The 13,776-nt window shown below is 59.9% G+C and carries 10 protein-coding genes; 6 read left to right on the top strand and 4 right to left on the bottom strand.

Annotation, left to right across the window (positions count from 1 at the left end):
- The first annotated feature begins 46 nt into the window (after positions 1-46).
- Positions 47-568, top strand: coding sequence for a hypothetical protein (locus DWZ22_RS08980; protein ID WP_118405952.1), 522 nt, complete (start codon positions 47-49; stop codon positions 566-568).
- A 39-nt stretch (positions 569-607) separates the two neighbouring features.
- On the opposite strand, the gene DWZ22_RS08975 is transcribed toward DWZ22_RS08980, so the two are convergent.
- On the bottom strand, positions 608-1,417 hold the full coding sequence (locus DWZ22_RS08975; protein ID WP_118405951.1) for a YaaA family protein: 810 nt from the start codon (positions 1,415-1,417) through the stop codon (positions 608-610).
- Between the two features lie 103 nt (positions 1,418-1,520).
- Positions 1,521-2,918, bottom strand: coding sequence for an aminopeptidase (locus DWZ22_RS08970; protein WP_118405950.1), 1,398 nt, complete (start codon positions 2,916-2,918; stop codon positions 1,521-1,523).
- A 167-nt stretch (positions 2,919-3,085) separates the two neighbouring features.
- Here DWZ22_RS08970 and polA point away from each other — a divergent pair, with 167 nt between their 5' ends.
- Positions 3,086-5,836, top strand: coding sequence for a DNA polymerase I (polA, locus tag DWZ22_RS08965; RefSeq protein WP_118405949.1), 2,751 nt, complete (start codon positions 3,086-3,088; stop codon positions 5,834-5,836).
- A 278-nt stretch (positions 5,837-6,114) separates the two neighbouring features.
- Here the strand turns inward: polA and DWZ22_RS08960 are convergent, their stop codons facing one another.
- The gene (locus tag DWZ22_RS08960; RefSeq protein WP_118405948.1) at positions 6,115-6,942 is read right to left on the bottom strand and encodes a Cof-type HAD-IIB family hydrolase; all 828 of its coding nucleotides are present in this window, start codon (positions 6,940-6,942) and stop codon (positions 6,115-6,117) included.
- 553 nt (positions 6,943-7,495) lie between these two features.
- Between DWZ22_RS08960 and DWZ22_RS08955 the strand changes: the two genes are divergently transcribed.
- The 3 genes from DWZ22_RS08955 to ndk all read left to right on the top strand — a co-directional run bounded on the left by DWZ22_RS08955 (position 7,496) and on the right by ndk (position 11,363).
- Positions 7,496-8,722: an argininosuccinate synthase gene (locus DWZ22_RS08955; RefSeq protein WP_118405947.1), complete on the top strand. Its 1,227-nt coding sequence runs from the start codon at positions 7,496-7,498 to the stop codon at positions 8,720-8,722.
- A gap of 423 nt (positions 8,723-9,145) precedes the next feature.
- Positions 9,146-10,576 carry an argininosuccinate lyase gene (argH, locus tag DWZ22_RS08950; protein ID WP_118405946.1) on the top strand — a complete coding sequence of 477 codons (1,431 nt, stop codon included), beginning with the start codon at positions 9,146-9,148 and terminating at the stop codon, positions 10,574-10,576.
- 382 nt (positions 10,577-10,958) lie between these two features.
- A complete protein-coding gene (ndk, locus tag DWZ22_RS08945; protein ID WP_117776707.1) occupies positions 10,959-11,363 on the top strand; it encodes a nucleoside-diphosphate kinase in 405 nt (134 codons plus the stop codon).
- A 233-nt stretch (positions 11,364-11,596) separates the two neighbouring features.
- Here the strand turns inward: ndk and rpiB are convergent, their stop codons facing one another.
- A complete protein-coding gene (gene rpiB, locus DWZ22_RS08940) occupies positions 11,597-12,064 on the bottom strand; it encodes a ribose 5-phosphate isomerase B (RefSeq protein WP_055251633.1) in 468 nt (155 codons plus the stop codon).
- Between the two features lie 267 nt (positions 12,065-12,331).
- Here rpiB and DWZ22_RS08935 point away from each other — a divergent pair, with 267 nt between their 5' ends.
- Entirely contained in the window at positions 12,332-13,654 is a 1,323-nt protein-coding gene (locus DWZ22_RS08935; RefSeq protein ID WP_118405945.1) for a serine dehydratase subunit alpha family protein, read from the top strand.
- The last annotated feature ends 122 nt before the right edge of the window (positions 13,655-13,776 follow it).

The following is a 13,776-nucleotide window of genomic DNA, read 5'->3' as shown; positions in this document are numbered from 1 at the left end:
GAATGGGTACGATTGGGCCAACGAGCGTGCTTGCGGGGAGGCGAACATGGAAGACAAGCATCTATATCGAGAGACGCAATGGGATGTATCGGCCGAGGAAAGCCGTGCGCACCATGGCCTTGTCGCGATTGGTTTTGCGGTGCTTGCCGTGCTGGTGATTGCCTTTTGTATCTGGACGTTTGGTGGTCGCGGCGGCGCTGCATGGGAGTGCGAGGCTGATGATAGCCTACCGATTATGACGGTGAGGAGTACTGGCGGTAATGCCAATACGCTCGCCGTTCCGGGCGATTATTGGTACCCGCGCGATGAGTTTGTGCAGTTGCAGCTGAGTGGTGGGTCCATTCCAGGTGAAGAAATCGAACGCGTGACGTTTGATGCGGCGCTCAAAACGCTGACGGTGAAGCTCAAAAATCAAGGAGACGTTCCCACGACGATGGATATCGCGCTGACGGAATGGCGCCTGGAGCCCCCGTCGGGCGTCAAAGTGTCCGAGGTGGAGCACGTCAAGATTACCTATCAGGACGGCTCGACAAATGAAATTGCCAAAGCCGACGGCTTGGCGGAATAGACGCCGTGCCTAGGTAGCACATTCAAAGTAGCGGTGGTCCTACAAGGCCTGTTCGTTCAGGAAGACCAAAGTGTTTTTATTTGAAAGCTCGGGAAAGTGACGATAACCAACGTCGAACGCGGTGAGCCCGCTTATATCCTCGAGCTTGTTTTCTGCCATCCACCGAACCATGGAGCCGCGCGCCTTTTTGCTGGCGGTCGACCGTTGGATGGGCTTCCCGTTGCGGATACCCTCGCCAAAGAGGCATGTGACGGCCGTGGCGTCGCCCGCGAGGTGGGGCAGAACGGCTTTGGCATACTCTACGCTGGCGAGGTTGACGATCGTGGTGTTTGAGTCCGCCGGGGCGATAGCCCGCGCGAGCTTGTCGCTCCAAAACGCGTAGAGGTCTCGGGCATCGTCAACGGCGAGCTTCGCGCCCATCTCCAGCCGATACGGTTCGACGGCATGAAAGGGACGAACGCACCCGTAGAGGCCGGAGAGGATCCATAGATGGTCTTGTAGCCATGCGAGCTGCGCGGAATCCATCACCTCGGGCGCCATACTCTGGTATTGAATGCCGTGATAGGACATGACGGCAGGGGAGAGGTGACGGGCGAGTTCGGGATTGTCGAGATCGCCGTTTTTCAGGATGGGCCCGAACTCATGCAGGGTGTTGAGGCAAGGCCCCAGCAGTTTGTCACTCACGTTCCATAGCGCTTGCAGGCCGCCGCTGCCTTCATTCCGCTCGATATCTAGCAGTGCGCAGTGGAGGCGAGCCGTCTCGTGCGCAAAGGGTGGAATGCCCTGGACTTCAAAAGCATCTTGGGCCGCGCGCATTTGCTTGGCGGGCGAAATGATGACCTGTAGCATGGACTCTCCTCTGCCAAAAAGGAAGTTGCGGTGGAATACAGTCTGTTTGGGCCGTTTATGGGCCAGTTTAGTCCGTATTTCACCGCAACTGATGAAGGGCTGGTTAGGCGCGCTCGATGAAGGCCTTGTAGCCGCGATAGGCCTCGTAGATATCGGCCTTGTTGGCGACCTCCCACAGGGCGTGCATGGACAGGACGGCAACGCCGGAGTCGATGACGTTCATGCCATACTCGGCCATGATGTAGGCGATGGTGCCGCCGCCGCCCGCGTTGACGCGGCCGAGCTCGCAGGTCTGGAAGTCCACGCCGGCCTCGTCCATGATGTCGCGGACGAGGGCCACATACTCGGCGTCGGCATCGTTGGAGCCGCCCTTGCCGCGGCTGCCCGTGTACTTGTTAAAGCACAGGCCGCGACCCATAAAGGCGGCGTTCTTGGTCTCGAACTTGCCGGCGTAGCCCGGGTCAAAGCCGGCAGACACGTCAGAGGAGAGCATGCGGCTGCGGGCGAGTGCGCGGCGCAGGGCCAGCGGGCTGCTCTCGCCCCCGAGCGTCATGATCTCGGCGACGGTGTTCTCGAAGAAGCGGCTCGTCATGCCGGTGGCGCCCACGGAGCCGATCTCCTCCTTGTCGACGATGAGCGTGATGCTCGTGCGCTCGACGTCTGCCACGTTGATCTGGGCGAGCATGGAGGGGTAGGCGCAGACGCGGTCGTCGTGGCCATAGCCCAAAATCATGGAGCGGTCGAGGCCCATGTCGCGGGCGGGGCCGGCGGGCACGACCTCGATCTCGGCGGAGAGGAAGTCCTCCTCCTCGACGTCGTACTGTTCCTTGAGGATATCCAGGAACATCTGCTTGACGGGCTCCTTGGGGGCGTCCTTGTCGTCCTCGTCAAACTTGACGGGGCGGCCGCCCACGATCACGTCGAGGATCTCGGCGTCGACGGCGTCCTTGGCCGGCTTGGACATCTGTTCGCTCGAGAGGTGGATCAGCAGGTCGGAGATGGTAAAGACCGGGTCGTCTGCCTTGTCGCCGATGTTGATGTCGACGGTGGTGCCGTCCTTTTTGCAGATGACGCCCACAAGCGCGAGCGGGGAGGCCACCCAGTGGTAGCTCTTGACGCCGCCGTAGTAGTGCGTGTCGAGGTAGGCCATGTCGCCGGCCTCGAAGGCGGGATTCTGCTTAAGGTCCAGGCGCGGCGAGTCCACGTGGGCGCCCAGGATGTTAAAGCCCTGCTCGAGCGGGGCGGTGCCAAGGTTGACGAGCATAAGGTCCTTGCCGTGGTTGGCGGCGTACACCTTGTCGCCTGCCTTGAGCTCGCGGCCCTCGGCGATCACGGTCTCCAGGTTGACGTAGCCCGCCTCCTCGGCCATCTTGATGCCGGCCTTGACACACAGGCGCTCGGTCTTGTTCTCACTCAAAAACTTCTTATAGCCGCGGCAAAGCTCCTCGAGCTCCTCGATTTGCTGTGGCGTGTACTTTTTCCATGCGCAGGGACGCTCCATGACGCAGGCTCCTTTCGGATCGATCGTGCTGGTTAATGTACCGCGAGCCATCGTATCACGCGCGGGCGCGCGGTGGCGGGGGGAGCTTGATGTGCGGTGGCCGCGAGGCGGGGAGCGTGTAAACTGGTGGGAGCAAATCGTGCCCAGCCCAAAGCGAGGTATTCAATATGTCTGACAAGCACCGCACCTTTGCCGTTATCGACGGTAACTCGCTCATGCACCGCGCCTTCCACGCCGTGCCGCCCACCATGAACGCGCCGGACGGTCGCCCCACCAACGCGATCTTTGGCTTTTTAAACATGTTTCTCAAGATGATCGACGCCTTTAACCCCGACGGTGTGGTCGTGGCGTTTGATAAGGGCAAGCCGCGCGTGCGCATGGAGATGCTGCCGCAGTATAAGGCGCAGCGCCCGCCCATGGACCCCGACCTGCACGCGCAGTTCCCCATGATTAAGGAGCTGCTCGCTGCGCTCAACGTGCCGATTTTGCAGTCCGAGGGCTGGGAAGGTGACGATATCCTGGGCACCATGGCGCGCCTGGGCGAGGAAGCCGGCTGCGACATGCTGCTGGTGACCGGCGACCGCGACATGTATCAGCTCGTGACCGAGCACGTCAACGTGGTCTCGACCCGCAAAGGCCTGTCCGACGTGGCGATTATGACGCCCGAGAGCGTGGACGACCTGTATCACGGCATTACGCCGGCGCTCGTGCCCGATTTTTACGGTCTGAAGGGCGATACGTCGGACAACATTCCCGGCGTACCGGGCATCGGCCCCAAAAAGGCGAGCGCACTCATCGCGCAGTACGGCAGCCTGGACGAAGTCATCGCGCATGCTGACGAGGTCAAGGGCAAGATGGGCGAGAACCTGCGCGCGCACATCGACGATGCACTGCTGAGCCGCAAGGTTGCGACTATTCGCACCGATGCGCCTGTCGAGCTCGACTTTGGCGCGACGTCCTTCCCGGCGTTTTCTGCCGATGAGGTTTCCGCGGCGCTGGGTACGCTTGGTATCACCGCCATGCAGAACCGTTTCTTGGCGCTGATCGGCGGCGAGGGTGGGGCTGCGGCCGCTGCCGGCACGTTCGAGATGCCTGCTGTTTTGCGTGCCGCCGCCGGCGATGCCGAGGCGCTTGCTGCTGCCGCCGCCGAGGTCGCTCGCGCGATTGATGCGGGCGAGTGGATTGCCGCTGTGGTGGACGATGACAAGGAGGAAGGCGCACTTTTTGGCCTGACGCGCACGCTGTGGCTGGCGACGTCCAAGGGGTTGCTTGCGCTCGAGGAGGGCGACGGCGGTGCGTCTGCCGTGGTCGATGGCTTCAACGTTGCCCACGGCGTGATCGCCGGCGTGCTCGCGCGCCTGTTTATGGAGGGCCGCGTGGCGAGCCCGGACATGAAGGCGCTGCTGCACGAGCTTTCGCCCATCGATTCCTCTGAGCCCGAGCTCATGGATCCGCTGGCCGTCGATTCCACGCGCATCTTCGATACTGTGGTCGCCGCCTATCTGTTGGATTCCGACCGCTCCGAGTTTGATGAGGCGTATCTGGCCGATACCTATCTGCAGATGACGCTGCCTGCGGCGCGCGGCGCGGAGGGTGCTGGCGAGGACGCTCCTGCGCCTGCTGCCCGCACTGCGGCCCTGACGCTGGCGCTCGTGGCGCCGCTGCGCGACCGCATGGCCCGCGAGAACGCCGCCAACGTGTTCGATGGCATCGAGATGCCGCTCGTGCCGGTGCTTGCCAAGATGGAGCGCGCGGGCATGCTCGTGGACCCCGATCGCCTGCATAGTCTGTCCGAGGGCTTGGCGACCCAGATTGCCGAGGTCGAGCGGAGCATTCGCGACCTGGCCGGTGACGAGGCCTTTAACATCGGCAGTCCCATGCAGCTCTCGCACGTGCTGTTTGACGTGATGGGCCTTCCGACCAAGGGCCTCAAAAAGACCAAGCGCGGCTATTATTCGACCAACGCCAAGGTACTGAGCGACCTTGCCCGTGACCACGAAATCGTGCGTCTGATCTTGGACTGGCGTGAGAAGTCCAAGATCAAGTCCACCTATCTGGACACACTGGGCCCGCTGCGTCGCGGTGACGGTCGCGTGCACACTACGTACAACCAAACCATCACGGCGACGGGTCGTCTTTCCTCGAGTGACCCGAACTTGCAGAACATCCCGACGCGCTCGGAGCTGGGCCGTACCGTCAAGACGGCGTTTTCGGCAGGCGAGGGAAGCGTCTTTTTAGCGGTGGACTACTCGCAGATCGAGCTGCGTCTGTTGGCGCATCTCTCGGGTGACGAGCACCTGGTGCGTGCCTTTAACGAGGGCGAGGACTTCCATGCCGAGACAGCCGCGCGCGTGTTTGGCGTACCGGTGTCCGAGGTAACGCCCGATTTGCGCAGCCGCGCCAAGGCCGTGAACTTTGGCATCGTGTACGGCCAGCAGGCCTACGGTCTGTCGCAGTCGCTGCATATCTCAATGGCCGAGGCGCGCGATATGATCGATCGCTACTACGAGGCCTACCCGGGCGTGCGCACGTTCCTCGACAACGTGGTGGCACGTGCCAAGCAGACGGGCTACGCCGAGACCATGTACGGCCGCCGTCGCCATATTCCTGAGCTCAAGGCCAAAAACCCGCAGCTCCGCGGCTTTGGTGAGCGCACGGCCATGAACCACCCCATGCAGGGCACCGCCGCCGACATCATCAAGATCGCAATGGCCCGCGTGAGCCGCCGTCTGGAAGAAGAGGGCTTTGCTGCCCACATGATTCTGCAGGTACACGACGAACTGGACTTTGAGTGCCCCGTCGACGAAGTCGAGCGCCTCACCGCCATGGTCCGCGACGTCATGGAGCACGTAGTAGACCTCCGCGTCCCCCTAATCGCCGAAGCTTCGACTGGAGTGACCTGGGCAGACGCCAAGTAAGGGCATGACCACAATTCCAAAGTAATACAAAATCAGCAGGACGCCCCTCATCAACAAGGAGCGTCCTTCGTTCAATAAAAATCAGCCAAAGTATCTAGGCGCCAAGACGTCATCCAAGCGGCAAGCAAGTCACCGCAGGACCTGGCCGGGCGAGGCGGGTAAGTTTTTCGTAGATTCCACACGAGCCGGAAAGCACTTAATGTGCTTTCCGAGCGAGCCCAGGACCTGACCGAACGAAAAACTTACCCGCCTCGCCCGGCCAGGTCCGACGAGCAACGTTAACGAGCCGCCAAGATGGCATCGATGAGCGTCAGTACGCCCCCGTCGTTGTTGCTCGGAATGCGCCACTTGGCGTGCGCGTTCATATGCTCCTCGGCGTTGTCCACGATAAAGCTATGCCCGACGCGCTCCAACATGGGGATGTCGTTGTAGGTATCGCCCACGGCGGCGGCATCGGCGATATCGATGCCGAGTTGCTCGCACAGGTGCGCGACGCCCGAACCCTTGTCGACGCCCAGGTTCATAAAGTCGATCCACTCGCGGCCGGCATTGGTGACGTAGAGCTGGTCCGAGAACGCGGGGTTATAGTCCTCGCGAAATGCGGGCTCGGCATCGTAGGCGGGGAAGAAGATCGAGATCTTGTTGGAGTCGACGTCGAGGCCCTCAAAGGTATCGACGTAGTTGATCGTGTTGTAGTAAACGCTGAGCTCGTCGTGGTATTGATGGTCGCGAGCAAGCACGTAAAACTCGTCGAAGCAGCACAGGACGGGGACAGCGCGCGGATCCTCCGAGGCGCGGCTCAAGACCTGCTGATACAGCGCCACATCGATAGTGCTCTTATAGATATAGTTGCCGCGGTAAATCACGCAGGCTCCGTTATCGGGGCAGAAAGCAAGGCGGTTTTTGATGCCCTCGAACATCTCCTCGAGCTTGGGGGCGGGACGTCCGCTGGCGGGGCAGAACACGATGCCAGCCTCGGCGAGCTTTTCCAGGCGCTCATCGAGGCCCTGGGGCAGTACGCGCTCGTCGGTCAGCAATGTCTTGTCCATATCGACGGCAAGGATCTTGATGTTGCCGATAGCGGCGTCCGATTCGTAAGTTTGCATAAAAGCGCCTTTCCGTTTCTAAATTGTTTCGGGCGGAATAACCCTCCGGTTGGTAATCGAGCGTATTTTCGCAGGAACGAAGCCTGTTTGCATCACGATTCACAAAGTAATGAAAAACTTTTCAGAAATTTGAATTTGTCGCTTGTACTGCGGGCACTTTAGCGTAATATAGCGACCATCGAAAACGGAGACGGAAAAACAACCGCTTACCGAGGAAAAGGTACCGTTTGCGATATTTGAATTGCGCCCGGCGATATGTGAAAGGAGAGGCAGATGCAGTTCGTAAAGATCATCACCACTGCAGACAATGCCATCCGACGCCAGCGCGCAATTTCCCGACGACGATAACAATCGTCTCTGTCCGCATGGGGCGAATTGCCTCAACAGAGTCATTTTGAGGTCGTTGGGTTTTAGCACGACATTGCTGCATGTTTCTAGGGCATGTATGTGCTGATTTTTGCTTTTTAACCTGATATTGCACGGTATTTGACCTTGAAATGACTTGCAACTGACCGATGTTCTAACTAGCTACCAAGGGCGAAAGGAAACAGCCATGAGCAAGGAAAAAGTCGTTCTCGCATATTCTGGTGGCCTTGATACATCCGTATGTGTCAAGTGGCTCCAAGACGAGAAGAATCTCGATGTCGTTTGCGTCTGCGGCAACGTGGGCCAGGAGGAGACCGGCCTGGACGCCAAGAAGCAGAAGGCGCTCGACCTGGGCGTTCTCGATTGCCAGGTGCTCGACCTGCGCGACGAATTCTCCGATGAGTTCCTGACTAAGGCCATCGCCGCCAACTCCATGTATGAGAACAAGTACCCGCTGCTCTCCGCCCTGTCTCGTCCGCTGCTCGCCAAGAAGCTCGTCGAGGTCGCTCACGAGTTTGGTGCGACCTACGTTGCCCATGGCTGCACCGGCAAGGGTAACGACCAGGTTCGTTTTGAGGCTGCCGTCAAGGCCCTCGATCCCGTGCTCAAGGTTATCGCTCCGGTTCGTGAGTGGGATCTGAAGTGCCGCCCCGACGAGGTCGCCTATGCCCACGCCCACAACGTGCCGGTTCCCGAGGGTGCCAACGACAACCCCTATTCCATCGACGACAACCTGTGGGGTCGCGCCATTGAGTGCGGCCATCTGGAGGATCCCTGGAACGAGCCGCTCGACGACGCTTGGGTTATGACCAAGAATCCCGAGGACACGCCCGACACCCCGACCTACACCGAGATTGAGTTTGAGGCCGGCAAGCCCGTCGCCGTCGACGGCAAGAAGATGAAGCTCTCCGAGATCGTCATCGCCCTCAACAAGATCTCCGGCGACAATGGCTTTGGCCGCCTCGATCTGGTCGAGGACCGTCTGGTGGGCCTCAAGAGCCGTGAGTGCTATGAGGTTCCCGGAGCCCTGACGCTCATCACCGCCCACAAGGCGCTCGAGGACATCTGCGTCGAGGGCGACCTGCTCAAGACCAAGATCAAGCTCGAGCAGGATTGGGCCACCGCCGTGTACAACGGCCAGTGGTATAGCCCGCTCAAAAACGCGCTCGATGCCTTTATGGCCGATACCCAGAAGTTCGTGACCGGCACCGTCCGTCTGAAGTTCTTTAAGGGCAACTGCCACGTTGTCGGCCGCAAGAGCCCCTTTAGCCTCTACGACTACGGTCTGGCCACCTACGACCGCGACACTACGTTTGACGAGAAGGCCAGCGCCGGCTTTATCGAGATCGACACGCTGTCGCTCAAGACGTGGGCTAAGGTCCAGGGTCCCAGCTCCGCTGCCGCCCAGGCCTAAGGCTTTTCCTTCCCTTGGTATCCGCGCGGCCCATCCGCGTGATACAAAACGGGCGCACGGGGTCCCTACCTTTCGTTATGCTTGCTGACACTTCTTAACATCGGTGGCCCCTACGTTCCGCCCGCATATATGATGCCGCATCTGCGGCTGAGTCCGAGCCCCGCCGGGGTTGTCCGGCGGGGCTCTTTCTATCAATTTGAGGGCTTTACACCTTTATTTATTCGAGGAGTATCCATTATGTTCAATGCGGTTGGCGGGAGTCGAAGGGCGCCAAGTGACAGGCGCGTCACTTCTTTGCAAATTAGCTACATGGCTCCGCACACGGTGGGGAATGTGTAAAACTAGCGGTTGAAAAATCGCTTTAGCGATATGGCGCATTGCTTTGGGCGCTTGTTTTGGTATTTGGAGAAAGGGGACGGTTCCATGGCTCTTTGGGGCGGTCGTTTTGAGGCAGGCGTGGCCGAGGTCACGCAGGAGTTTGGCGCGTCGCTGCCGGTCGACAAACATCTCTATAAGCAGGATATCGCTGGCTCTAAGGCACATGCCAAGATGCTGGCGGCCCAGGGCATTATCAGCGCCGAGGACGAGCAGGCGATCTCCGAGGGCCTGACCGGAATCGAACAGGATATCGATGCCGGCAACTTTACCTTCGATATCAACGACGAGGACATCCATATGTCCATCGAGAGCGAGCTGACGCGCCGCATCGGCGAGGCGGGCAAGCGCTTGCATACCGGACGTTCGCGCAACGACCAGGTTGCGACCGATACGCGCCTGGGCGTCAAGGCGCTCGCCAAGGAGCTCATGGAAGCCAATCTTTCGCTTCGCCATGTGCTGGTGGATGCCGCTAAGAAGTACGACAAAGTGATTCTACCTGGCTACACGCACATGCAGCATGCTCAGCCCGTGCTGCTGTCGCATCATTTGCTGGCGTATTCCTGGATGTTCGCGCGCGACTTTACGCGCCTGAAGGCCGCCTTTGATGCCGCCGACGACTGCCCGCTGGGTGCTGCCGCGCTTGCCGGCACGAGCTATCCGCTCGATCGCCAGATGACGGCTGCCGAACTTGGCTTTGCGGGTGTGATCCCTAACTCGCTCGACGCTGTTTCCGATCGCGATTTCCTGCTCGATCTGCATTACGCTGGCTCCGTTATGGCCATGCATCTGTCGCGTCTTTCCGAGGAGATCGTGCTGTGGTCGAGCTCCGAATTTGGCTTTATCACGCTTTCCGACTCTTACTCCACCGGCTCGTCCATCATGCCGCAGAAGAAGAATCCCGACTTTGCCGAGCTTATCCGCGGCAAGAGCGGCCGTGTGTATGGCAACCTGGTGCAGCTGCTCGTGACCATGAAGGGCCTGCCGCTTGCTTATAACAAGGACTTGCAGGAGGACAAGGAGGGCGCGCTCGATACCGCCCATACGCTCATGCAGTGCCTGTCGGTTATGGCCGGTATGATTTCGACTTGGACCGTCAACGAGGATGCCATGGCGTGCGAGTGCGGCGTGGGACACCTTGCCGCCACCGATGTTGCCGATTACCTGGCTAAGCGTGGTCTGCCGTTCCGCGAGGCGCACGCCGTGGTGGGCCATCTGGTCCTGATGTGCGAGAAGCGCGGCTGCAATCTTGAGGACCTGCCGTTCGAGGTGTTCCAGGAGGCAAGCCCGCTCTTTGAGCGCGATATTACCGAGGCGCTCGATATCCCGTCGATCGTTGCCGCGCGCACGACCGAGGGCGGCACCGCTCCTGCCGCCGTTGCCGTGCAGCTGCAGCGTGCCGAGGCGCAGCTCGTGGCCGATGAGGACGTGGTTGGATTGCTGACCAAGGTCGTCGAGATGGGCCACGGAGCTAATTAGCTTATTGGATGCGTCTGTCTGGTGTGTTCATCATATCTTGCCTTTACGGGTGCCCGCTACGGTGGGCACCCGTTTTGTTATAGAGAAGGAAGGGGCTTGTCGAGAACTTCTGTAGGACCTTTGGGCAGGTTGTGAAGGGGGGGGGGTACGTTCACAGGCGGCAACCGACCGTCCGCTCGGTTCGGTGCGGTTGATGGGCAATCGGATGGTACTCTAGTCGGGCTTCGAAACAGAAGTGACACATATAGAACGCTTCAATTAATTGCAGCGCTTCAATAAACAGTTTTTTGTTTAACTGCAGCTAAAACTCTGTTACGATGCAGTCCAGGCGAGTGCCGGAATGGGACTTGGGCACGCGCGAACCTACTTGAAAGGCTACCTTATGGCTATCGAGAAGACCTTCATCATGATTAAGCCCGACGCCGTGCGCGATCGCAAGATCGGCGAGATCGTTACTCGCATTGAGCGCAGCGGCCTTGTCATCGAGTGCATGGAGATGACCACGCTCGAGCGCGCTACCGTTGAGGAGCACTACGCTCATCTGGCCGACAAGCCTTTTTTTGGCGGTCTCTGCGACTTTATGACGAGCGGTCCGGTCGTCAAGATGGTCGTTTCCGGTCTTTCTGCTGTCTCCAAGATGCGCACTCTTATGGGCGCTACCAACCCGCTTGATGCTGCCCCCGGCACCATCCGCGGCGACTTCGCTGTCGATGTCAACGCCAACGTGATTCACGGCTCCGACTGCCTGGAGAACGCCGAGATCGAGATCAAGCGCTTCTTTGGCTAAACCAGCTTTGACTCCTTAAAGCTGTTAGCGTGTGGCTTAGGCGCCGCGGAATTCCATCCGCGGCGCCCTTTTTATCCCAGTAGATTTTTGGGACATGGCTAGAAATCTACCTTTTGTCGCACATGGACTGCGAAAGGTAGATTTCTAGGCATGCACCAAAAATCTAATAAAGAGCCCCCGCCCGGATTGCGTTCCGGACGGGGGTTTTCGTTGGCGTATGGCGTTGTAGGTCTTTAAGCTTCGTCGACGACCTTGAGGCCGCGGGTCTGGTCGATCTCGTTGAGGAGATTGACGCGACGCTCGTGACGGCCGCCCTCGAACTCGGCATCGAGCCACTCGTCGACGATCATCTTGGCGAGCTCGGAGCCCACGACGCGGGCGCCAAAGGCGAGCACGTTGGTGTTGTTGTGCATGCGCGAGAGCTTGGCGCTGAAGGGCTCGGAGCACACGACGGCACGAACGCCCTCGACCTTGTTGGCGGCCAAGCTAATCCCGACACCGGTGCCGCAGATCAGGATGCCCAGATCGACGTCGCCGTTGGCTACGGCTTTGCCCACCTTGTAGCCGGCGATGGGGTAATCAAAGCTCTCGGAGGTGTCGGTGCCAAAGTTCACGACCTCGCAGCCGCGCTCCTTCAGGTGCTCGGAAATGATGTTCTTGAGCTCGACGGCGGCGTGGTCGTTGCCGATACCGATCTTCATGAGTGGTTCCTCTCTGGTCCGTGCGGCGGAATTGCTAAAGGTTTTACCGCGTTCGACTGCATGATAGCGCGTCTTTTGCCTAAACACTCGGGCGTTTTTTGGTCAAACGCTTTAGCGGACGCGAACATCAGCCCATCACGAAAAATGCCGCCAATTTGCTTCTGGCGGCCGTCTGCCGGAACTCGACTTGCGGTTTTTGGTGCCTTGTTATCAAATGGAGAAGTTGATACTTGCGAGAGCAACCCGTTATACATGTAGGAGATACCTATGCCTACCGATTCCATCCGTGATACCGCGTTTTGTGATGTTTTGAACCGCGAGCTTGTCTGTGCGCTCGGCTGCACCGAGCCCATTGCCGTTGCCTATGCGGCGGCGCTGGCGAGCCAGACGCTCGGTTGCGAACCCGAACATATGGTTGTTGCCTGCTCGGGCAACATCATCAAGAACGTAAAGAGCGTGACCGTGCCCAACTCGGGCGGTATGCACGGTATTGAGGCCGCGGCCGTGCTGGGTGCTGTGGGCGGTGACGCCAAGAGCGCGCTCGAGGTGCTCGAGAGTGTTGGCGATGCAGACCGTGCTCGCGTGACCGAGCTGCTCTCCGATGCCGACTACTGCGATGTGTCGCTTGTCGAGGGTGTGCCCAACCTCTACATTAAGGTGACTGCCACGGCCGGAGGTCATACTGCGGTCGTCGAGATCACCGACCATCACACCAATGTTACGTGCCATACACTCGATGGCATTCCGGTGTGTGGCAAGTCGGCGGGGGAGTGTGCCGCCTGCGCCGAGCGCGTCGTGGCCGAGCGTGCCGCCGATAACGCCGATACGCCCATGTCGATTGAGTCTATCATTGACTTTATCGAGGACGGCGACATCGAGGGCGCCCGCGCTGCCGTTGAGCGTCAGATTGAGCTGAACGGCGCTATTAGCGCCGAGGGCTTGGCGAACGCTTGGGGCGCCGAGGTGGGCCGTACGCTGCTGGGCGCTCGCGCCGACGACGTCGCCTGCCGTGCGCGTGCGCGTGCGGCCGCCGGGTCTGACGCCCGTATGAACGGCTGTGCGCTACCGGTCGCCATTGTGTGCGGCTCGGGCAACCAGGGTATTACCTGTGCGTTGCCCGTTATGGAATATGCCGACTACCTGCGCTGCGACCACGAGCGCCTGGTGCGCGCCGTGATGCTGTCCGATCTTATTGCTGTGCATATCAAGAGCTATATTGGTGCGCTCTCGGCGTTTTGCGGTGCTATTTGCGCTGCGTGCGGTGCCGGCGCGGCGATTACCTGGCTGTGCGGTGGCACGCGCGAGCAGATCGGCGCGACGGTCTCCAATACGCTCGGTAACGTGGGCGGCATCGTGTGCGATGGCGCCAAGGCAAGCTGCGCCGCTAAGATTTCCGCTGCCGTTGATGCGGCGATTCTGGGCCACGATATGGCCATGCAGGGCCGCGGCTTCCGTGCCGGCGAGGGCCTGATTCAGGATACGGTGGAAGAGACGATCGCCAGCATGGGCTATGTGGGCCGCGTTGGCATGAAGGATACCGACGTCGAGATCCTCAACATCATGATCGGCAAGACCATCGTCGACTGCTAGGGGCTCTGGGGCACTGCATCTTGTTGTTGAAACTATCGCGCTTGTGGCTGTAAAGCACCTGTCTGCATTGCGGACAGCGAGGATCTCGCGGTATGTCACCAGGTCGTTCTCGCGCTTGATGC

Origin of the sequence: Collinsella sp. AF31-11 (genome assembly GCF_003475605.1) — a bacterium.
Lineage (GTDB): Bacteria > Actinomycetota > Coriobacteriia > Coriobacteriales > Coriobacteriaceae > Collinsella.
The sequence above is the reverse complement of the archived record's forward strand: the minus strand, read 5'-3'. Positions and strand labels throughout refer to the sequence as shown.

Coding starts and splice junctions, on each gene's coding strand:
- DWZ22_RS08955 (WP_118405947.1), top strand. CDS start 7,496: ATGAGCAAGGAAAAAGTCGTTCTCGCATATTCTGGTGGCCTTGATACA.
- ndk (WP_117776707.1), top strand. CDS start 10,959: ATGGCTATCGAGAAGACCTTCATCATGATTAAGCCCGACGCCGTGCGC.
- DWZ22_RS08935 (WP_118405945.1), top strand. CDS start 12,332: ATGCCTACCGATTCCATCCGTGATACCGCGTTTTGTGATGTTTTGAAC.
- DWZ22_RS08960 (WP_118405948.1), bottom strand. CDS start 6,942: ATGCAAACTTACGAATCGGACGCCGCTATCGGCAACATCAAGATCCTT.
- rpiB (WP_055251633.1), bottom strand. CDS start 12,064: ATGAAGATCGGTATCGGCAACGACCACGCCGCCGTCGAGCTCAAGAAC.
- argH (WP_118405946.1), top strand. CDS start 9,146: ATGGCTCTTTGGGGCGGTCGTTTTGAGGCAGGCGTGGCCGAGGTCACG.
- DWZ22_RS08970 (WP_118405950.1), bottom strand. CDS start 2,918: ATGGAGCGTCCCTGCGCATGGAAAAAGTACACGCCACAGCAAATCGAG.
- DWZ22_RS08980 (WP_118405952.1), top strand. CDS start 47: ATGGAAGACAAGCATCTATATCGAGAGACGCAATGGGATGTATCGGCC.
- polA (WP_118405949.1), top strand. CDS start 3,086: ATGTCTGACAAGCACCGCACCTTTGCCGTTATCGACGGTAACTCGCTC.
- DWZ22_RS08975 (WP_118405951.1), bottom strand. CDS start 1,417: ATGCTACAGGTCATCATTTCGCCCGCCAAGCAAATGCGCGCGGCCCAA.